Source organism: Vreelandella aquamarina, assembly GCF_020075495.1.
Classification (GTDB): domain Bacteria; phylum Pseudomonadota; class Gammaproteobacteria; order Pseudomonadales; family Halomonadaceae; genus Vreelandella; species Vreelandella aquamarina_A.
Genome location: NZ_JABYQT010000003.1, coordinates 114,576 through 133,841 on the forward strand (window position 1 = coordinate 114,576; position 19,266 = coordinate 133,841).

General features: G+C 59.7%; 17 protein-coding genes. 10 read left to right on the top strand and 7 right to left on the bottom strand.

The features are described from left to right. The first annotated feature begins 112 nt into the window (after nucleotides 1–112). From rho to HW452_RS06005, 6 genes are all read left to right on the top strand, one after another. Nucleotides 113–1,372, top strand: a complete 1,260-nt coding sequence (rho, locus tag HW452_RS05980; RefSeq protein WP_106375708.1) for a transcription termination factor Rho — start codon at nucleotides 113–115, stop codon at nucleotides 1,370–1,372. Nucleotides 1,373–1,413: 41 nt separating this feature from the next. After that, nucleotides 1,414–2,910: a 4-hydroxy-3-polyprenylbenzoate decarboxylase gene (ubiD, locus tag HW452_RS05985; RefSeq protein WP_224105190.1), complete on the top strand. Its 1,497-nt coding sequence runs from the start codon at nucleotides 1,414–1,416 to the stop codon at nucleotides 2,908–2,910. 42 nt (nucleotides 2,911–2,952) lie between these two features. After that, nucleotides 2,953–3,726 carry an FAD-binding oxidoreductase gene (locus HW452_RS05990; protein WP_224105191.1) on the top strand — a complete coding sequence of 258 codons (774 nt, stop codon included), beginning with the start codon at nucleotides 2,953–2,955 and terminating at the stop codon, nucleotides 3,724–3,726. 602 nt (nucleotides 3,727–4,328) lie between these two features. Further along, the gene (locus HW452_RS05995; protein ID WP_224105192.1) at nucleotides 4,329–5,399 is read left to right on the top strand and encodes a 3-deoxy-7-phosphoheptulonate synthase; all 1,071 of its coding nucleotides are present in this window, start codon (nucleotides 4,329–4,331) and stop codon (nucleotides 5,397–5,399) included. A gap of 81 nt (nucleotides 5,400–5,480) precedes the next feature. Continuing rightward, nucleotides 5,481–5,993: a DUF3087 family protein gene (locus tag HW452_RS06000; protein WP_224105193.1), complete on the top strand. Its 513-nt coding sequence runs from the start codon at nucleotides 5,481–5,483 to the stop codon at nucleotides 5,991–5,993. Between the two features lie 49 nt (nucleotides 5,994–6,042). Further along, complete coding sequence (locus tag HW452_RS06005) at nucleotides 6,043–6,771, top strand: MliC family protein (protein WP_224105194.1); 729 nt, start codon at nucleotides 6,043–6,045, stop codon at nucleotides 6,769–6,771. Nucleotides 6,772–6,806: 35 nt separating this feature from the next. Here the strand turns inward: HW452_RS06005 and HW452_RS06010 are convergent, their stop codons facing one another. After that, nucleotides 6,807–7,877: a metal-dependent hydrolase gene (locus HW452_RS06010; protein ID WP_224105195.1), complete on the bottom strand. Its 1,071-nt coding sequence runs from the start codon at nucleotides 7,875–7,877 to the stop codon at nucleotides 6,807–6,809. 207 nt (nucleotides 7,878–8,084) lie between these two features. Here HW452_RS06010 and gloA point away from each other — a divergent pair, with 207 nt between their 5' ends. Then, nucleotides 8,085–8,525, top strand: a complete 441-nt coding sequence (gloA, locus tag HW452_RS06015; RefSeq protein WP_224105196.1) for a lactoylglutathione lyase — start codon at nucleotides 8,085–8,087, stop codon at nucleotides 8,523–8,525. Nucleotides 8,526–8,536: 11 nt separating this feature from the next. After that, the gene (locus HW452_RS06020) at nucleotides 8,537–9,001 is read left to right on the top strand and encodes an META domain-containing protein (protein ID WP_224105197.1); all 465 of its coding nucleotides are present in this window, start codon (nucleotides 8,537–8,539) and stop codon (nucleotides 8,999–9,001) included. 206 nt (nucleotides 9,002–9,207) lie between these two features. Here HW452_RS06020 and HW452_RS06025 read toward each other — a convergent pair whose 3' ends face one another. Then, nucleotides 9,208–10,146 (bottom strand): hypothetical protein, encoded by a 939-nt coding sequence (locus HW452_RS06025; RefSeq protein WP_224105198.1) that lies wholly within the window; start codon nucleotides 10,144–10,146, stop codon nucleotides 9,208–9,210. A gap of 74 nt (nucleotides 10,147–10,220) precedes the next feature. On the opposite strand from HW452_RS06025, the gene HW452_RS06030 reads away from it, so the two are divergent. Further along, the gene (locus HW452_RS06030; protein WP_317986322.1) at nucleotides 10,221–10,703 is read left to right on the top strand and encodes a transcriptional regulator; all 483 of its coding nucleotides are present in this window, start codon (nucleotides 10,221–10,223) and stop codon (nucleotides 10,701–10,703) included. A 100-nt stretch (nucleotides 10,704–10,803) separates the two neighbouring features. Here HW452_RS06030 and HW452_RS06035 read toward each other — a convergent pair whose 3' ends face one another. Together HW452_RS06035 and HW452_RS06040 are read right to left on the bottom strand one after the other, a co-directional pair. Continuing rightward, complete coding sequence (locus HW452_RS06035; RefSeq protein ID WP_224105199.1) at nucleotides 10,804–11,514, bottom strand: phosphatase PAP2 family protein; 711 nt, start codon at nucleotides 11,512–11,514, stop codon at nucleotides 10,804–10,806. Between the two features lie 129 nt (nucleotides 11,515–11,643). After that, entirely contained in the window at nucleotides 11,644–12,210 is a 567-nt protein-coding gene (locus HW452_RS06040) for a TetR/AcrR family transcriptional regulator (protein WP_224105200.1), read from the bottom strand. 263 nt (nucleotides 12,211–12,473) lie between these two features. On the opposite strand from HW452_RS06040, the gene HW452_RS06045 reads away from it, so the two are divergent. After that, the gene (locus HW452_RS06045; RefSeq protein ID WP_224105201.1) at nucleotides 12,474–13,916 is read left to right on the top strand and encodes an NAD(P)/FAD-dependent oxidoreductase; all 1,443 of its coding nucleotides are present in this window, start codon (nucleotides 12,474–12,476) and stop codon (nucleotides 13,914–13,916) included. A gap of 71 nt (nucleotides 13,917–13,987) precedes the next feature. Here the strand turns inward: HW452_RS06045 and HW452_RS06050 are convergent, their stop codons facing one another. The 3 genes from HW452_RS06050 to HW452_RS06060 all read right to left on the bottom strand — a co-directional run bounded on the left by HW452_RS06050 (nucleotide 13,988) and on the right by HW452_RS06060 (nucleotide 19,254). Further along, complete coding sequence (locus HW452_RS06050) at nucleotides 13,988–16,834, bottom strand: valine--tRNA ligase (RefSeq protein ID WP_224105202.1); 2,847 nt, start codon at nucleotides 16,832–16,834, stop codon at nucleotides 13,988–13,990. Nucleotides 16,835–16,937: 103 nt separating this feature from the next. Next, on the bottom strand, nucleotides 16,938–18,125 hold the full coding sequence (locus HW452_RS06055; RefSeq protein ID WP_425348088.1) for an MFS transporter: 1,188 nt from the start codon (nucleotides 18,123–18,125) through the stop codon (nucleotides 16,938–16,940). An 88-nt stretch (nucleotides 18,126–18,213) separates the two neighbouring features. Beyond that, entirely contained in the window at nucleotides 18,214–19,254 is a 1,041-nt protein-coding gene (locus tag HW452_RS06060; protein ID WP_224105204.1) for a PDDEXK nuclease domain-containing protein, read from the bottom strand. Between the last annotated feature and the right edge of the window lie 12 nt (nucleotides 19,255–19,266).

Genomic DNA, 19,266 nt, shown 5'->3' on the forward strand with positions numbered 1-19,266 from the left:
TCGGGGTCTGAACGCATCACACGGCGCCTAGCCCTTTCTTCATGCGCTAACGCCTCCTGTCTTATTCCGGCGCTTCGCGCCTAGCTTCCAAGAGCAATTTTCTAACACACCGATGAATCTCACTGAACTCAAGCAAAAATCCGTTCCCGAGTTGCTCGATATCGCCCGCGAGATGGGAATCGACAACCTGGCCCGTTCGCGCAAGCAGGACATCATCTTTGCCATCCTCAAGAAGCATGCCAAAAGCGGCGAGGATATCTACGGCGACGGTGTGCTGGAAATTCTCCAGGATGGCTTTGGCTTTCTGCGCAGCGCCGACAGCTCCTATCTTGCCGGGCCGGACGACATCTACGTGTCGCCGTCACAGATTCGTCGCTTCAATCTGCGTAAAGGCGACTCGATCTCCGGCAAAATCCGCCCCCCCAAGGAAGGCGAGCGTTACTTTGCGCTGCTCAAGGTCAGCCAGATCAACTTCGACCGTCCGGAAAACGCCAAGCACAAGATTCTCTTCGAGAACCTGACGCCGCTGTTCCCGGATGAGCGTCTGCGCATGGAGATCGGCAACGGCTCCACGGAAGATCTGACCGCCCGTATCATCGACCTGACCGCGCCGATCGGCAAGGGCCAGCGTGGGCTTCTCGTGTCGCCGCCCAAGGCGGGCAAGACCTTGATGCTGCAGAACATCGCCACCTCGATCACACGCAATAACCCCGAGTGCCACCTGATCGTACTGTTGATCGACGAGCGCCCGGAGGAAGTGACCGAAATGTCACGCACCGTGCGTGGCGAAGTGGTTGCCTCGACGTTCGACGAGCCGCCGGCACGCCACGTTCAGGTGGCGGAAATGGTCATCGAAAAGGCCAAGCGTCTGGTCGAGCACAAGAAGGACGTGGTCATCCTGCTTGACTCCATCACCCGCCTGGCGCGTGCCTACAACACCGTAGTGCCCAGCTCCGGCAAGGTGCTCACCGGTGGTGTCGATGCCCACGCGCTCGAGAAGCCCAAGCGCTTCTTCGGTGCGGCACGTAACATCGAAGAGGGCGGCAGTCTCACGATCATCGCCACGGCGCTCGTCGACACCGGCTCCAAGATGGACGAAGTCATCTTCGAGGAGTTCAAGGGCACCGGCAACATGGAAGCGCACCTTGACCGCAAGCTTGCTGAAAAGCGCGTCTTCCCGGCGATCAACATTCGTAGAAGCGGCACGCGCCGTGAAGATCTGCTGGCCTCGGAAGACGAGATGCAGCGCATGTGGATTCTGCGCAAGCTCTTGAACCCCATGGAAGATACGGCTGCCACGGAATTCTTGATCGATCGTCTGAAGGATACCAAGACGAACCTTGAGTTCTTTGATGCGATGAAGCGCCGCTGACGCCTCCGGCGTTGCGGCCTCGGCCTACCGGGGAGTATGTCTTGAAGTATAACGACTTGCGCGATTTCATGGCGGCGCTGGAGGCGCGCGGTGAGCTCAAGCGTATCCAGGTCGAAGTCGATCCTTACCTGGAAATCACCGAAATCTGCGACCGCACGCTGCGTGCCGGTGGCCCGGCGCTCTTGTTCGAGAACGTGAAGGGTCACGACATGCCGCTTCTGGGCAACCTGTTCGGTACGCCGAAACGCGTGGCACTGGGGATGGGGCAGGAGTCGGTCGAGGCGCTGCGTGAGGTGGGCAAGCTCCTGGCGTTTCTGAAAGAGCCGGACCCGCCCAAGGGTCTGAAAGACGCCTGGGAAAAGCTGCCGATCTTCAAGCAGGTGCTGAGCATGGGGCCGAAAAGCGTCAAGCGCGCCCCGGTGCAGGATGTCGTGTACGAGGGCGATGAGGTCGATCTTGACCTTCTGCCCATTCAGCACTGCTGGCCCGGTGACGCCGCGCCCCTGGTCACCTGGCCTCTGGTCATTACCCGCGGGCCGCATAAAAAGCGCCAGAACCTGGGGATCTATCGCCAGCAGAAGATCGGCAAGAATCGTCTGATCATGCGCTGGCTTTCCCATCGCGGCGGGGCGCTGGATTTTCTGGAATTTCAGAAGGCCCATCCCGGTGAGCCGTTCCCGGTCGCCGTGGCCCTGGGGGCGGACCCCGCTACCATCCTGGCCGCCGTGACCCCCGTTCCCGATTCGCTGTCTGAGTATGCGTTTGCCGGGCTATTGCGCGGCTCGCGCACCGAACTCGTCAAGTGTGGTCATGCAGACCTTGAAGTCCCCGCCTCCAGCGAGATCATCCTGGAAGGCTTTATCCATCCTGACGATATGGCACCGGAAGGCCCTTACGGCGATCACACCGGTTACTACAACGAGGTGGATCACTTCCCGGTGTTTACCGTCACGCGCATGACCATGCGCCGAGATGCCATCTACCACTCCACCTATACCGGCCGGCCCCCGGATGAGCCGGCGGTTCTGGGCGTGGCGTTGAACGAAGTGTTCGTGCCCATTCTCTGCAAGCAGTTCCCCGAAATCGTCGACTTCTACCTGCCGCCGGAAGGGTGTTCCTACCGCATGGCCGTCGTCACCATGAAGAAGCAGTACCCAGGACACGCCAAGCGCGTGATGATGGGGGTATGGAGCTTTCTGCGTCAGTTCATGTACACCAAGTTCGTGATCGTGCTGGATGACGACGTGGACGCGCGCAACTGGGAAGACGTGATCTGGGCCATCACCACGCGGATGGACCCGGCTCGGGATACGGTCATGGTCGAGAATACGCCTATCGATTATCTGGATTTCGCCTCCCCGGTGTCGGGGCTGGGGTCCAAGATGGGCCTGGATGCGACCAACAAGTGGCCGGGGGAGACCGATCGCGAGTGGGGGACTCCCATCGTGATGGACGAAGCGGTAAAAAACCGTGTGAACGAGCGCTGGGAGGAGCTGGGCATCGATATCCCGCTGCCTGCGCCCCGGCACGGCGGCTAACGCGGCCGCCCACGCGGATCGATTTTTGATAAAGAGGCTTTCATGAGCGCAAGGACGTTACTAGAGACTGCCCCGTGCAGGACGTTGACCTGCCAGGTAACGGCCGTTGAGGATCTGAGTCCCGATATATTTGGTGTCACCCTGGAAGGTCGCGCCGAGGCGATGGCCCATGCACCCGGCCAGTACCTTGAGCTTCAGCTGGACGAACACACCTGGGTACCGTTTTCGATTGCCAGCGCCGAGAAAGGCGACGGCGTGATCGAGCTGCATATCCAGCACTGGCCCGAGCGCGATAACTCGGTACGGTTGCGCAATTTGCTTCAAGTGGCCAACCAGTTGACCCTTCGCCTGCCAAGTGGCACGTGCGTCGTGGACCCGCAAAGCGAGCGTCCGCTTTTACTGATTGCCGCCGGCACCGGCTTTGCGCAGATGAAAGCCATCATCGAGGCTACGCTGCGCGACCAGCCCGAGCGGCCCATCGCGCTTTGGTGGGCGGCCCGCGAGCATCGCGACCTCTACGCCGAGCACCTGGCCGCTGAGTGGGCCCAGCGCTATCCCCAGGTTAGTTTTCAGGCGGTGACCGAGTTCCCCCTGACCGAACCCCTGGCAAGCGGTAAGCGCATTCATCACCGCCAGGGCCGGGTAGACCTGGTGCTGGAAAAATCGGGGCTTGCGTTCGGTGACCACGATATCTACCTGTCGGGTTCACCCGGCATGGTATATGCCTGCCTGGACGTTCTGGAAGCCAAGGGAGCGAAGGCCGAGCGCATCTTCTCGGATGTGTTTGCCTACGCACCGCGTCCTTCGCGCGGGTAGCGTCGAACCTTCTGGCCAAGACGAAAACGGCAACTGTTTCGCGACGAACAGTTGCCATTTGTCACGCTTGAAGGCAGGATAAAGCAACGGTTTACAAATACGTGGCATCAAACGTCACGTTGAACGCTTGTTTTCGCAGCGCCCAGGCCTGCCAATAACCAGGATCGACATGCCAACACTCGCCTTTGCTCACTGTGCCCAATGCCTGCCCTTGGTGGCGGTGAGCGCGAGCACGCGTGGTGTTGCCTATTTTGGATATTGGTTTAGCGGCGGTGTGCCCGCGGCCGACGTCTGACGTCGCGCCACCAGGCACACCCACTAGGTTGCCTGCCGAATGTCTGAACCCCGGTTGGTAACCCAGCCGGGGTTTTTGCGTTCAGCACCTTTTGTTCAATGCTATCGGCCTTATTCAACGCCATAGAAACGTCATCAAGGAGCGGCACCATGACTTATCGCGCTTATCAATACGCTACTGCAACCGGCTATGTGGGCTATGGCTGGCGATTTAGCGACGCGCGGTCGGTGCCAGCTGCCACCTCCGACCGCGCCTGCCTGGGTGGTAATGCCAGTCAACGATGTCACGCGAGTCCGGAGAATCCTTCATGAATGCCCCAGCAAGCCCAGCCCTGAACATGAAACCTACTGCCTCTACCCCCACGGCCAGTGTTACTACACCGCTACCTACCCCTGCCCAGCTGCGCCAGAGTGTATCAATAGATGCTGCGCTTGCGCGGCAGGTGTCCAGCCAGCGCCAGGCGGTGCACGACATTCTGAACGGCCTGGATGATCGCCTGCTGGTGGTGGTGGGCCCATGCTCGATACATGACCCGGACGCAGCGCTCGAGTACGCCGACCGCCTGGCGGTGCTTGGCGAGCAGATAAGCGAGCGGCTGCTGCCGGTGATGCGTGTCTACGTTGAAAAGCCGCGCACCACCGTGGGCTGGAAGGGGCTTGCCTACGACCCGGACCTGGACGGTCGCGGCGACATGGCTCGGGGCATCACGCTATCGCGGGAACTGATGCACGCCGTGGCCGCCCGCGGTCTGCCCGTGGCCACCGAGCTTCTACAGCCCATGCTCGCGCCTTACCTGGATGATCTGTTGAGCTGGGTCGCCATCGGCGCGCGCACCACCGAGTCCCAGCTGCATCGCGAGCTGGCAAGCGATCTGGCGGCGGCGGTCGGCTTCAAGAATGCCACCAGCGGCGATGTACAAGTCGCCATTGACGCCATGCAGGCCGCCGCGCACGGCCATCAGCGCTTTGCTCAGGATGCCAATGGGCGTCCGGTGATGCAGCAAAGCGCCGGCAACCCGCATACCCATGTCGTGCTGCGCGGCGGGCATGGCGAGCCAAACTATCAGGCCCGCCACGTGCAGGCCGCTGTCAAGGCGCTTTCTCAGGCAGGCCAGAACCCCCGCCTGATGGTCGATTGCAGTCATGCCAACGCGCGCAAGGATCACCGTCGTCAGCATGACGTCATGCTCGATGTCCTGGCCCAGCGCCAGGCCGGCAACGCCAATCTGGTTGCGCTGATGCTGGAAAGCCACTTGTTCGAGGGCAAGCAGCCGTTGAATACCGCCGCGCTGCGTTACGGTGTATCCGTGACCGATGCCTGTATCGGCTGGGAAGCCACCGAGCGACTGCTGAAAAGCGCCGCCGAGCGATTGGGCTGATACCCAAAGGAAGGCTTGTCTGCCCCGGCCAGCCCCGTATCATAGGCAGCATTGGCATATACGTCAGGCAAGAGGTGGGTCATGGTATTTACCCTGGAGCAGCAAGCGTCACACAACTACCGTCGCAAGGCGCGCATGATCAGTATCGCCATGGCGGGCCAGCTGGTCATTTTCGGCATGCTGTTCTCGATGCTGCTGACCTCGACCTTTGGCAGCAGCCCGTGGCTTTACGCCCTGGGGATCGTGCTGGGCCTGCTCGCCACCAGCGCCTTGTTTGCGGTACTGCGCGAGCGCCCGTGGATGGCAGAAATGCGCTACGTGTGGCAACTCAGGCAGCATCTGGCGCAGATCAGCGGCTTTCTGCCCACGTTGCGCGGCGCGATGGAAGAGGATAACCGCGCCGCACTGGATATCGTGACGTTCTACCATGCGGGCGTAGCGCAGCTGGCCACGCTCAATGGCCGCACGCCGCCCAAGGATGCTGCCTGGATTGCCGAAGCAACATATCTGGCCGAAAAGCGTGAGGCGCTTGGGCTACCGGCGCAGGTCGAGCGCTTCGATCCGCAGGATCTGCACGCCTTCAAGCGAAGCTGAGGCTGACACGACATCAAAAAAATGAATTATCGGTAATAGGGAGCAGGGAATGACGCGGGGGTTACACCTTATTCAATGGATGGGAGCGGGCATGGTGGCTTTGGCGCTGGCTGGCTGTGCCGCTAATCAGGCGCCGGATGCCGCACCCGTCAAGACCACGGTGAACAGCAGCGCACCGCTTTTGCCCTCGATGCTGTTTGCAGGCACCGCCGAGCGCTTTCAGGGGTGGCACTGTACGCCAGCCAATCAGCATCTGGTAAGTGCCACCAACGCACAGGATCTGCGCCTGTGGTCATTGCACGGCGCCTGGCGTCTGCCCCAGGCCGTGGTTGCCAGCGGCGCCCGCTACCAGAATGGCAAGATCAGCTTCTGGAACCGTGGTGAGCAAGCCATGGTGGAAACCCCGCGAGGCCAGTTGCAGTGCACGCTGGGCGAGCAGAGAAAGGGGCTCACGCGCAGCGAGAAGCCGGGGGTGATGTTCTTTGGCCAGGGCAACGAACCCGGCTGGACCGTTGCGCTCGCCCACGATGCGCCCACGATGAAGATGGCGTTCGACTATGATGACGAGCGTATCGAGCTTCCCTATATCATCAGCGTCATGGATAACGATGCAGGCCGGGTCGTGCTTGAAAATGCCCGGGTGGAGCCTTTCTTCCGGCTGCGCATCGAAGCCGCCGCCTGTTTTGATACCCTGAGCGGACAGCCATTCCCGTCGCGCGTTACCCTCAGCTACGGCGGTGAACAGTACAGCGGCTGCGGGCAGGGGATCGCACCTTAGTATTCATAGTATCCAGCCGTAGGTTTGATCAACACCTAGCAGCGGTAGGAGAAGCGCTCGACCCGCCAGTGCGACGCCACAAAGTCACTTGCGCAGAGTGCCGTGACGTTACCCGTGGCGCGCTCGGCAAGTCGTGAGAGCGTTGCCAGGCTGATGCCGCGAGGCGATTCGACCGCCTCGCTGGTGGCTACCGGTACCCAGCGGCCATCTTCACGCGTTGCCAGGGTGAAGCTGAAGGGGTGAAAGCCTGGAAAGCCCAGACGGATATCGGTTGCCACCAGCGTCTGCCGGCCATCGATCAGATGCACGTCGTAGCGCAGAAACGGCCCGCTAAACCACGCCAGACGCTGACCCAGCGGGCCGGCGAGTGCATCTTCCTCAAGCCCTGCATTGCGCCACAGCACCTCCAGCTGGGGCAAGCGCGGTGTATCCAGTACGCTGATCAAGCTCTCGTAGTAGAGGTCATCGTTCACCACGGTGGCGCGCCAGAGCAGGATATTGAACGGCGTTGGCTGAATCAATACCGATGACTGGCTCAGCCCTTGTGCCGCCAGGGCTGGTGCAAGGCGTTGCTCTACATGCCACTTTGCTCCTGCCGCCAGTACGAGGTAAAAGCTCGACGCCACAAGCCCCCATGTGCAGTACTTGCGGACTCGTTTTGATGCAAGCGCCGTGCCCAGGCCAATCAGCAGTGCCAGGGTATATACCGGGTCGATGATAAAGATGATCGGCCAGGCAGAGGGCGGTATATCCAGTGGCCAGAAAAGCTGTGTGCCGTAGGTCGTCAAGGCATCCAGCAGTGGATGGGTGACCAGGCAGAGGGTAAAGAAGCTCCACCAGTGAATCAGGGCAATATCCCGTCTAGGGGCAAAGCGCTTGCACAACAGTGCCAGCAGCGTGGCAAGGCCGGTCAGCGTGAACAGCGAATGGGAGAAGCCGCGGTGTTCTGTCACGTTGGCAATGGCATCGCCGTAATCCAGCGCCACGTCAAGATCAGGCAGAGTGCCGAGCAGGGCGCCAATCAGCACGGCCTTGCGTCCCAGGCGACGGCCCAATACCGCGCCCCCCACCGCAGCGCCCAGTGCCGCCTGTGTAATTGAGTCCACTGGTTTCTCCTTGGGGGTGCCCCGTCAGCATGACCTCTTGATTTTTATTATACAGAGTTTTGGGTTTTGTTCCTCCTTGTCACATATCTGTAAATAGGCAGTGCATGATCCGGGCAAGGTACGTGAGGCTGGCTGCTGGGCAATGCCTCTCTTCCCACGCTATGATGAGCGCTGAATCGACCTCGATCGTCTAGACAAGGAGTTGGCATGCAGTATTTACACACCATGGTGCGCATCACGGATATAGACGCCTCATTGCGCTTTTACTGTGACCTGCTGGGGCTCAAGGAAGTGCGTCGCAAGGAGAGCGAAAAGGGCCGCTTTACGCTGATCTTTCTGGCTGCGCCGGACGATGAGGAGCGCTCGACCCGACTGACGGCCCCCGAGCTTGAACTGACCTACAACTGGGATCCGGAGGAGTACACCGGCGGGCGTAATTTCGGTCATCTGGCCTACCGCGTCGACGATATCTACGCCCTGTGCCAGAAGCTTCAGGATAATGGCGTAACCATCAACCGGCCGCCTCGCGATGGCCATATGGCGTTTGTCAAATCGCCGGACGGTATCTCCATCGAACTCCTTCAGAAAGGCGATGCACTACCGCCCCAGGAGCCGTGGGCGTCCATGGAAAACAGCGGTAGCTGGTAAGGGGAAGCGAGATGCCCATGAGAAAACACGCTTGCCGGCGGCTGTTGCTGCTGGCACTCAGTGCCTTGATGCTCAGTGCCTGCAGCAGTACGCCGCAGGAACCGCAGCTCAACGGTACGCCACAAAGCTCCGGCCTCTCGGGGCCGGTGGTGGAGCAGCGCTGGAATCTGTTGCTGGTAGGCACCGATGAGCGGCTATCGTTTGCAGAAGCGCCGTTCTTTACCATCTCACGCGACGGCAAGGTAGCCGGCTTTGATGGCTGCAACCGCTTCACCGGGCACGTCAGTCTAGGCGAAAGCCAGCGCATCGATTTTGAAGGCCTTGCCACCACGCGCATGGCGTGCTCGAACCTGGCAGACGCCAAGCGGGTCACGGATATGCTGGACAGCGCCTACCGCTATCTGATCGATCATGACCGTCTGGTCTTTTTCGGGCCCGACAGCCGCGTACTTGGCGGCTGGCGCGAGGGTAAATAGACTGCTTTCTCTCGAGCACCAGGCCTGCTGATAGGCAAAGCTCCTCGGCAACCGCTCAGCAGGCTATTTTTAACCATAATAACGCTTGATCTAGATTAATTTTCAGGCGTGCTGGATAGCAATGTTAATAAAGAAACATTCATTATGCCGTGCTGTGGATCACCTGTTTTAGATATCGCGATGTCTTAAATGATCAGCCCAGGCGCCTAGCTGGCATCATTAAAAGAGTAACGAGTGCCAATGAATGGCGGATTTTCATGAGTGTTTTCTAATTTAATTATTGCCGTGCTTAAACTTCTGGCAAGCGTTAATGCCATATCAGTTTCGCAGGCCAACCAATGGCTTAACCGTTGCGGTTCCATTCCGTCCGCCATCTGGTTCATCAATGTACGTGCTCGAAATAGCAACAGCCAACCGTCATCCTGGCCAGTACCGCTTAGCTGAACTGCTAGCGTATCCTGATAGTAAATTACCTCTTCACTAATGTCTGGCTTGACGCTCTCATCCTTTAACAAGGGGAGCAGGGCGCGCAGCTCATCTTTGGATGGGCAGGTGCCAAGACGATGAACATCGCTCTGGTAGAAAAGGCACATTCCGCTGGCCTGGCAGGTAGCAAGCCAGCGTTCTGCGTAACGTTCCATTATCTGGCTGATGGATTCAAGTCTTTGAATGTCATGGATAATTAATGAGTGTATCGCCTTGAGGCAGGCCTGCTGATCCGCCATTCGCCTGGCATCAAGCAGCCGCCACTGATGGGTGGCTATCTCCATCAATGCCTCGACGTCACGCGCAGATTCTGCCTTCGCTGCAGGCGAGTAACCGACATAAGCCAGTACCTGATGTTTGTCTTTTAGCGTACGATAAGCGAGCGACGTATCGATCAGCTCCTGCACGCTGCAGACGGAAAGTAGTTGGTGATCCGTTTTAGTTATATTTTTCAAAGGGGAGTGGTAAACCAGTTCCAATCGCTTTTTGGGAAGACATTGATAGATGACGATCGGATGGGTTTTATCGTTCACGAGGGCGTGAAGCGCTTTGACTAGTTGCTCAAAAAGTTCGTCATGGCCGGAGGCCGACAAGAGTAAAAAGCCTTGGTCGTGAAAATTCTCAGAACGCCAATCCGGTAGGTAAGATATTTCACTCATTTGAACCTCCAGCTCAGCATCAAGTCCTGCACTTTCAGCTTCGAGAAGCGTGAAGTGTAAAATACGACTTTACATTGAATTTTCGATTCAATCAAAAAGTGAACCGCTATTCAACCATCGTTGAAGAATCGATTCACATTGGGGGCATGAATGAAAAAATTATGTTTGCGCAGCGCTTAAAAACAGCCATGGAATCCGCCGGCTATGATGTTCGCCCATCAACGCTGGAGCGGGAGTTCAACCTGCGCTACTGGGGAAAACCGATCACCTTCCAGGCCGTCAGACGTTGGCTGCGCGGTGACTCGATCCCTAATCAAGACAAGCTACAGCTTCTGGCAAAGTGGCTGCGCATTGATCCTCACTATTTACGCTACGGCGAAGGGAGTGCCAACAACGCCTGTGAGCCCTCTTCCCCTCTGGAGGCATCATTCACCAATGAAGAGCGGCAGATATTATCGCTGTATCGAAGCCTGCCCATTGCCCAGCGCAAGGTAGTGCGCAAGGTGCTGGAGACATTCGTCAGGGCGTATGCAACCGGTGAAACCGGCAAGGCATAGCGCTCCCTCCCCAGACCATCTGCCTTGCACGGTGGTTACCTGCCGTCTGGAACCCTCATGACCCTAATGGGCATGAGGGTTTTTTATCGGCTCAAGAGTCTCAAAAATGGCGTACGAGCCTGCCAAAGGCGCTATCGAAGAAAGCCGCCATCCGCTCGATCAGGCGGGTGATGTAGGAGTTGCACAGTAGCCAGGGAAGCACGACCAGCGCGATGGCCAGCGCCCCGAAGTAGACATCGCTTACCCAGTGACCACCCACCATGATGCGCGGCAGCGTCACAAAGATGGCAACCGCTACCGCAAGCGAGGCGATCAGGCGATCGGCAAAGCGCAGCATGAAGCTGGCAAATATCATGGCCAGCAGGCCGTGGTCGCTGGGAAAGCTGTTGGAGGCGGTCGCCTTGGCGTCCAGGTAGGTGTAGTCGTTGAGAAGGTTGACGCCATCGTGCCACAGGGTAGGGCTTGGGCGTGCCATCAACAGGTGCATGTGCAGCATCTCGCCCAGCAGCGCACCCACTGCCGACATGATCAAGCCGATCGCCAGCCACTTGGGCCAGCTTCCGTTCCTATCGCGCAGCATGGCAAAAAACAGCATCACAAGCAGTACGCCGAACATTACCTTGTCAAAGGCGCGAGTATTGAGCAGAGCCAGCGCCTCGACCCAGCGCGGGTATACCGGGCTGATAAACTGATTGAAAAAGAAGAAGACGTCATCATCCAGCTTGGTCCAGAACAGCACGGACGGCAGCCACCAGCTGAGAATCAGGGCCAAGCCCAGCAGGTTATAAAACAGAATACGACGAATTTGCATGGCAACACTCTCACGGACTTAACAGATAGACGGTGGTAGTCTAATTAATTAGCCTGTTAATGAACAGTGTTTCGTAACTAGCCCTGCCGTCAATGACAGCAAAGAGAGATTGAAATAGTGGCAAATGCACTAGGTCGAACTATTCGAGGCTATGGCATTGGCGACAGTTGCGCGGGCGTGGGCGAGCACGGAACGCCACTCGGACGGGGATGGATCTGCCAAGCCTAGCCCGCGTAATAAAAACAGCCCCTCCATGGCGAGAACGGCTTGGCGAATCTCTTTACTCATTGTGCTGTCACCGTCGAAAAGATCCAGAATCGAGCGGTAGTAGTCTCTTGCCGGGCGTGATTTCTCCGGCGACTGAAGCAGCGCCGTCATGAGGAAGGCGGAGCGGCGGATAAGGCGATCATCCTCGGTGAGTGCCTCATCCAGGTAGGCCAGCAGACGCTTATGCTTATGCTGCCAGTCGCTTCCCGCTCGCGTTTGAACGGCGTGCTGCACGCGGTCGATTTCACGTTGCAAGACAGCCGCGACCAGGTCGTCCTTGGTCGCGAAGCTATACACCAGGCCACCCTTGCTGATACCCGCTCGTTCGGCCACGGCGTCGAGAGTGAACTGACGTCCGCCGCTCTCCATGATGATGGCATCGGCTGCATCCAGAATGCGGTCGAGTGAAATCTCTTTTTTGCGTGCCATAGGACTCTCTATTGCGTTGACAACTGCTCTGCGTGCATGAGCAACGGCGCTGATGAATCTAGCGTCATTTTACCTCATGCACACCGTATTGCGCCCGAAAGCCTTCCGCAGCGGTTATGCCTGCTTTCTTCGTTTCACTGCATTGATCGATCACGCCAAAAAAGCCCACTTTTTATTTTCCGACTGAGCAGTCATAATCCCGCCCCGACTTTTGAGCGCCTCTCCTGAGCCGCTTTTTCACGAGATACGAGGGTTTATTTGCGATGAAGTTATCCAGACGCAACTTTCTTTTGACGGCTGGCGCGGGCGTTGCTGGCGGTGTGCTGGGCGGTTTTCTGGGTGCCACTTACGGCGCCCGGCCCGGCTGGCGTGTGGAGTCGCAGATCCCTCGCGCGGAAGGTGTCACCACTTCGGACACCTTGCCCGCGGAAGCCGATGTCGTAGTGATCGGCGGCGGCATCGCCGGGCTTTCCACGGCGCTGTTTCTCAACCAGAAGGGGCTCGATACGGTGGTGCTTGAAAAGGGCGTGGTGGCCGGCGAGCAGTCGAGCCGCGCCTTTGGCTGGGTCTACTCCAACCACTGGGATCTGGGCAAGCTGGAGCTCGCCAACCGCTCCAAGGCGATCTGGGCGGGGTTTGCCGAGCGCTTTGGTGAGGACATCGGCTTTCGTCAGACCGGCAACTACTCACTCCTGGCCACCGACGATGAGGTGAGCGCGAGCCGTGAGTGGCTTGCCGAGGCGAAGCAGATTCAGCCGCAGACCGATGCACGACTGGTCACCGGCGCCGCGTTGAACCGGCTCCTGCCTCAGGGCGCCGAGCAGTACGCCGGCGTGCTCCATCAGCCCAGTGACGGCACCGCCGAGCCGCGCTACTCGGTCTCGCGTATCGCTCGGGGCGCGATGAATGAAGGGGTGCGGATCATCTCGCCCTGTGCGGCCCGCACCATCGACCGCCAGGGCGGCCGGATCGTCGGCGTGCATACCGAGCAGGGCTATATCAGAACGTCCCGGGTCGTGCTGGCGGGTGGGGCCTGGTCGTCGCTGTTTGCCGGCAACCTGGGCGTGCATCTGCCGCAACTCACGATTGCGTCGTCCATGCAGCGTTTGAGCCGGATCGACAACGCCTTGCCCGGCGCCGGCTACGGGCCGGACTTCGCCTGGCGCCAGATGGACACCGGCGAAACCGCCGTGGGCGTGTCGACCAACGTCGCGCCCATCACCACCGACAGCTTCCGCATGCTGCTGGATTTCATCCCGGCGCTGAAGCACTCCGGCGACCTGCTCAAGGTGCGCCTGTCGAGCGACTTCTTCGCCTCGCTCAACATGGCCTCGACATGGTCCGCCCACGAGGTCACGCCCTTCGAGCAAGTGCGCATGCTCTCAGGGCACGTGGACGAAAAGGAGGTGGAAACGGCCCTGACGAACCTGCGCCGCGCCTACCCGCAGTATGAAAACGCCGAGGTGCGCGAACGCTGGGCGGGCATGATCGACGCGACCCCGGACTCTACCCAGGTGATCTCCGAGGTGCCGGACAACGACGGCCTGTTCGTGATCACCGGCTTCTCCGGCAATGGCCTGACCACGGCGCCAGCCTCCGGCGAAATGCTCGCCGAAATGATCGCCGGGGAATCAACCACCTGCGACCCCTCTATCTATCGCTTTAGCCGCTTCACCGATGGCTCGGAGTATGTCTTCCGCCACTGATGACGTGGGCGCCTGAAACACCAACGCCACCCTGAGGTGGCGTTGGTAGCAGGTCATTGTTTCCAGCGGACCTAGAGCGCTTCGATCTTGGCCTTCTGCTCTTCGAGCAGTTTCCTGGCGGACTGGAACTCGGCAAGCTTGCCGCGTTCTTTCTCGATTACGGCATCCGGGGCCTTGGCGATAAAGCCTTCATTGCCCAGTTTCTTCTCGATGCCGCCAATCAGCTTGTCCTGTTTCTCGATCTCTTTTGTCAAGCGGGCAAGCTCGGCGTCCTTGTCGATCAGATCCGCCATCGGCACCAGCACTTCCATATCACCCACCAGCTGGGTGGCAGAAAGCGGGGCATCAGCGGGGTTGGCAAGCCAGGTGACGCTTTCCAGCTTGGCGAGCTTGGCCAGGAAACGACGGTTGCTTTCGAGCCGCTCGGCGTCCTCGGGCTGGCCCTTGGTCAGCAGCACGTCCAGCGGCTTGCCCGGGGCGATGTTCATCTCGGCGCGAATGTTACGCACGGCGATGATCACGCCTTTCAGCCACTCGATATCGCGGCTGGCCTGCTCGTCGATTCTGCTCTCGTCGGCTTCCGGCCAGGCCTGCAGCATCAAGGAGGCACCTTCGCCCATGAAGGTGCCGGCCAGGGGCGATACGCGCTGCCAGATCTCTTCGGTGATGTAAGGCATCATCGGGTGCGCCAGACGCAGGATGGTTTCGAGGACGCGTACCAGCGTGCGGCGGGTGCCGCGCTTGGCCTCGATGGTGGCACTTTCGTCCCACAGCACCGGCTTGGAAAGCTCCAGGTACCAGTCGCAGTACTCGTTCCAGACGAACTCGTAAAGCGCTTGAGAGGCGTGATCGAAGCGGTACTCGTTCATCGCGCGGGTTACCTGGGCTTCGGTCTTCTGCAGCTCGGAAATGATCCAGCGGTCGGCAAGCGAAAGCTCGACCTCGCTGCCGTCGGTGCCGCAATCCTCGCCCTCGGCGTTCATCAGTACGTAGCGTGAGGCGTTCCACAGCTTGTTGCAGAAGTTGCGGTAACCTTCCAGGCGATTCATGTCGAACTTGATATCACGCCCGGTCGTCGCCTGGGACAGGAAGGTAAAGCGCAGTGCGTCGGTGCCATGGGGCTCGATGCCGTCCTTGAACTCTTCCTTGGTCGCCTTGGCAATCGCCTTGGCTTTCTGGGGCTGCATCATGTTGCCGGTACGCTTTTCCAGCAGCGCCTCTAGGCTGATGCCATCGATCAGGTCGATCGGGTCGAGCACGTTGCCCTTGGACTTGGACATCTTCTGGCCCTGGCCGTCGCGCACCAGGCCATGCACGTAGACGGTCTTGAAGGGCACCTGGTCGGTGAACTTGAGCGTCAGCATGATCATCCGGGCGACCCAGAAGAAGATGATGTCAAAGCCCGTCACCAGTACGCTGGTGGGGTGGAAGGTCTCGAGTTCCGGCGTCTTCTCCGGCCAGCCGAGCGTGCCGAAGGTCCAGAGGCCCGAGCTGAACCAGGTATCCAGCACGTCGTCGTCCTGGGTCAGGGTGACGTCGGCGGAAAGGCCGTGCTTCTCGCGGGCCTCTTCCTCGGTACGCGCCACATAGACGTTGCCCTGCTCGTCGTACCAGGCGGGGATGCGGTGGCCCCACCAGAGCTGGCGGGAAATACACCAGTCCTGGAGATCGCGCATCCAGGCGAAGTACATGTTCTCGTAGTTCTTCGGCACGAACTGGATGTCGCCTTTTTCCACCGCCTCGATCGCCGGTTTGGCGAGGCTTTCGACCGCCACGAACCACTGATCGGTCAGAAGCGGCTCGATGACATCACCCGAGCGGTCGCCATAGGGCAGGGTGTTGTTGACGGTTTCGACTTCGACCAGAAGGCCGAGCGCGTCCATGTCGGCGACGATCTGCTTACGCGCCTCGAAACGGTCGAGGCCCGCGTACTTGGCGGGCAGGCTCGCGTCTTCCTCCGGCTGGGGCTGACCCTTGAGATCGAAGATCTCTGCACGCTCGAGAATCGTGGCGTCTTTCGAGAAGACGTTGATCAACAGATGGTTCTGGCGCTTGCCGACCTCGTAGTCGTTGAAGTCGTGGGCCGGGGTGATCTTCACGCAGCCCGAGCCTTTCTCCATGTCCGCGTGTTCATCGGCGACCACCGGAATGCGCCGGCCGACCAGCGGCAGCTCGATGAACGTGCCGACCAGTGACGCGTAGCGTTCGTCTTCCGGGTTGACCGCCACGCCGGTATCGCCCAGAAGCGTTTCCGGACGCGTGGTGGCCACGATGATGTGATCCTTGCCATCAGCGGTCTTGACGCCATCGGCCAGCGGGTAGCGGAAGTGCCAGAAGCTGCCCTGCTGCTCCTTGTTCTCGACTTCCAGATCGGAAATCGCGGTGTGCAGGGTGGGGTCCCAGTTGACCAGGCGCTTGCCGCGGTAGATCAGATTCTCCTCGTGCAGACGCACGAAGACTTCCTGAACGGCCTTGTAGAAACCGTCGTCCATGGTGAAGCGCTCGCGGGACCAGTCGACGCTGGCGCCCATGCGGCGCAGCTGGCGAGTGATATGCCCGCCGGACTCCGCCTTCCACTCCCAGATCTTGTCGGTAAAGGCTTCACGGCCCAGGTCGTGGCGCGTCTTGCCCTCTTCGGCAGCGACCTTGCGTTCGACCAGCATTTGCGTGGCGATCCCCGCATGATCGGTGCCGACCTGCCACAGCGTGTTGTTGCCCTGCATGCGCTTCCAGCGCGTCAGGGTATCCATGATGGTGTCCTGGAAGGCGTGACCCATGTGCAGGCTTCCGGTCACGTTGGGCGGTGGAATCATGATGGAGAAAGGCGCGCCCTTACCCGACGGGGCAAAGCGGTTATCGGCTTCCCAGCGCTGGTACCAGCGGGTTTCGATCTGTTCGGGTTGGTAGGTCTTTTCCATGGATTGGCTCACCGCATCGATGCTTCCCGGAGGAAAGCAGGGAATTCATAAAAATAGGGTCGAAAAAAATGGCGATAAGTATAGCGCGATAAGGCGCAAGGCGTCAGGCCCTGGCTGCGCGGCGATTCAGCTCTCGCATGGCAAGCAGCCCAAGCACCGGCCCCGGCAGCAGCCACCAGATGACCATCAACGATTGGCTCGTCCATAGCGTGGTGACCAGCGCGATGGACGGAATGGTCAGCCCGAAGCCGATGGCATTCATCATCGAAAGCGCCGCACCCAACCGCTCGGGCGGGGCGTAGGCCGAGGCCAGCGCGGAGAACTGCGCCGAATCGGCAATCACGCTCACCCCCCAGACGCCCAGCAGTACCAGCAGCAGCCAAGGCGAGGCACCAGCCAACAGCGGATACACCAGACAAAGCGCACCGGAGGTCAGCAGTGCCACAAACGCGACTCGTGCGCTGCCGGCCTGGCGGCTCCACTTTCCTGCCCATACGCAGCCAGGCAGCCCCAGCGCAATCACCAGAAAGCTGAGCCACGGCTGAAGCCCTGCCGAGAGATCGAGCCTGCCAAGCTCGCGAGCCACCAGAAAGGGTACCAGGGCCCAGAAGGCGTAAAGCTCCCAGCAGTGGCCGAAATAGCCAAGTGAGGCCTGGCGAAACGCGCGCTGCTTGAAGGCCGCAAGCCCGTCCCAGGGGCGGCCACCGGTGGCTCTGGCGGGCAGGTGAGAGCCAACGCCCAGGCGCAGGATCAGCGCTGCGGCCAGCAGGGCGAGAAGCGATGCCAGCAGCAGCGGCCACTGCCAGGGCAGGTGCAGCGTCAAGCCGCGCAGCAGGTGGGGCGAGGCAATGCCGAGCGTCAGCATGCCGACAAGCCAGCCAAGCGCGGCCCCGGCGTGCCTGGGTGTCCAGCTTACCACCAGCTTCATGCCCAGCGGATAGATACCTGCAAGGCAGAGCCCGGTGGCAAATCGGGCCACGGCGGCCAGCGTCACGCTGCCAACGACACCAATGAACGCGGCATTGACGAGCGCGCCAAGCACGGCGGAGAGCGCAAACAAGTGGCTTGCCCGCACGCGGTCGGCAAGGCCTGTCGTGGCAATCAGCAGCGTACCGCTGATAAACCCGGCCTGAACGGCAATGGTGAGCATACCCAGATCACCCTCGCCAAGGCCCACGGCCTCCTGCAGCGCCAGGCCCACGCCGTTGACGCTGAACCACAGCGAGGTGCCGAACAGCTGGGCGATGACGATCACGGCGAGAGGGTAGCGGGTGAGAACGGAGGTAGACATCATGACCCCTTATACTAATTAGTTATTATCAGCCTCTTGGCCTGGGAGGGGCAGATGTTTCGGTCCAGTTTGTGCGGCAATGCTTTAGCTAGCCTTTTGTCTCGCCCAACTCCTGCTCGATCTGTTCAATACTAGGCAGGCCGGTCTGCAACTCGGAAGGCAGCGATTCCAGTAGCTTGTATTCGGCAATGCCCATTGGCTGGGATTTGTCGCTTAACGCATACTCCGCCACCACCTTGTTCTTGCTCTTGCACAGCAGCAGGCCAATGCTTGGGTTGTCTTGCTCAGCTTTTAGCTGGCGATCAACCGCCGTAAGATAAAAGCCCAGTTGTCCCAGGTGTTCGGGCTTGAACTTGCCGGTCTTCAGCTCTATGACCACATAGCAACGCAACTTGAGATGATAAAAGAGCAGATCGATGAAAAACTCTTCGCCGCCCACATCCAATATGACCTGCCGGCCGACGAAGGCAAAGCCCGCCCCTAGCTCCAGCAAGAACTCCGTGACATGGCGCACTAAAGCCTCTTCCACTTCGCGCTCCTGCGACTCGGCAGCCAGCCCCAGAAAATCAAACCGGTAAGGATCCTTCAGCGACTCGCGTGCCAAATCAGATTGTGGCTTGGGTAAGCGGGCATCAAAATTGGTAATCGCAGCTCCTTGGCGCTCCAGCAGGCGGGTTTCAATCTGCATCACTAGTACATTGCGTGACCACCCATGCTCCAAAGCAGCGTGTGCATAAGCCAAGCGTTCGGCGGGCTCTTTTAGCTTGCTCAACAGCGCCAGGTTGTGACCCCAGGGTAATTGTCCAACAGCCTGTTGGACAATTTCGGCGTCTGGCCAAGCCTCGGCAAACGCGCGCATATACATCAAGTTTGCTCTGGAAAACCCTTTCCCTTCAGGAAAGGCCGTACGCAGATCATGCGCCAATCGATCTATTACCTTGGCGCCCCAGCCCTGTTCGGCCTGACGGCGGAGAATATCCTGCCCAATCTGCCAGTAGAGTAGCACCAGCTCCCGGTTGACGGCTTGTGTCGCCCGCTGCTGGGCGTTATGAATGCGGTCCTTCAATTCAGCCAGCCAGTCGGCGTATCCTTCCGGCGGTGGTGTCATTGAAATAGGTTTATCGTCCATAGGGAAACTCGT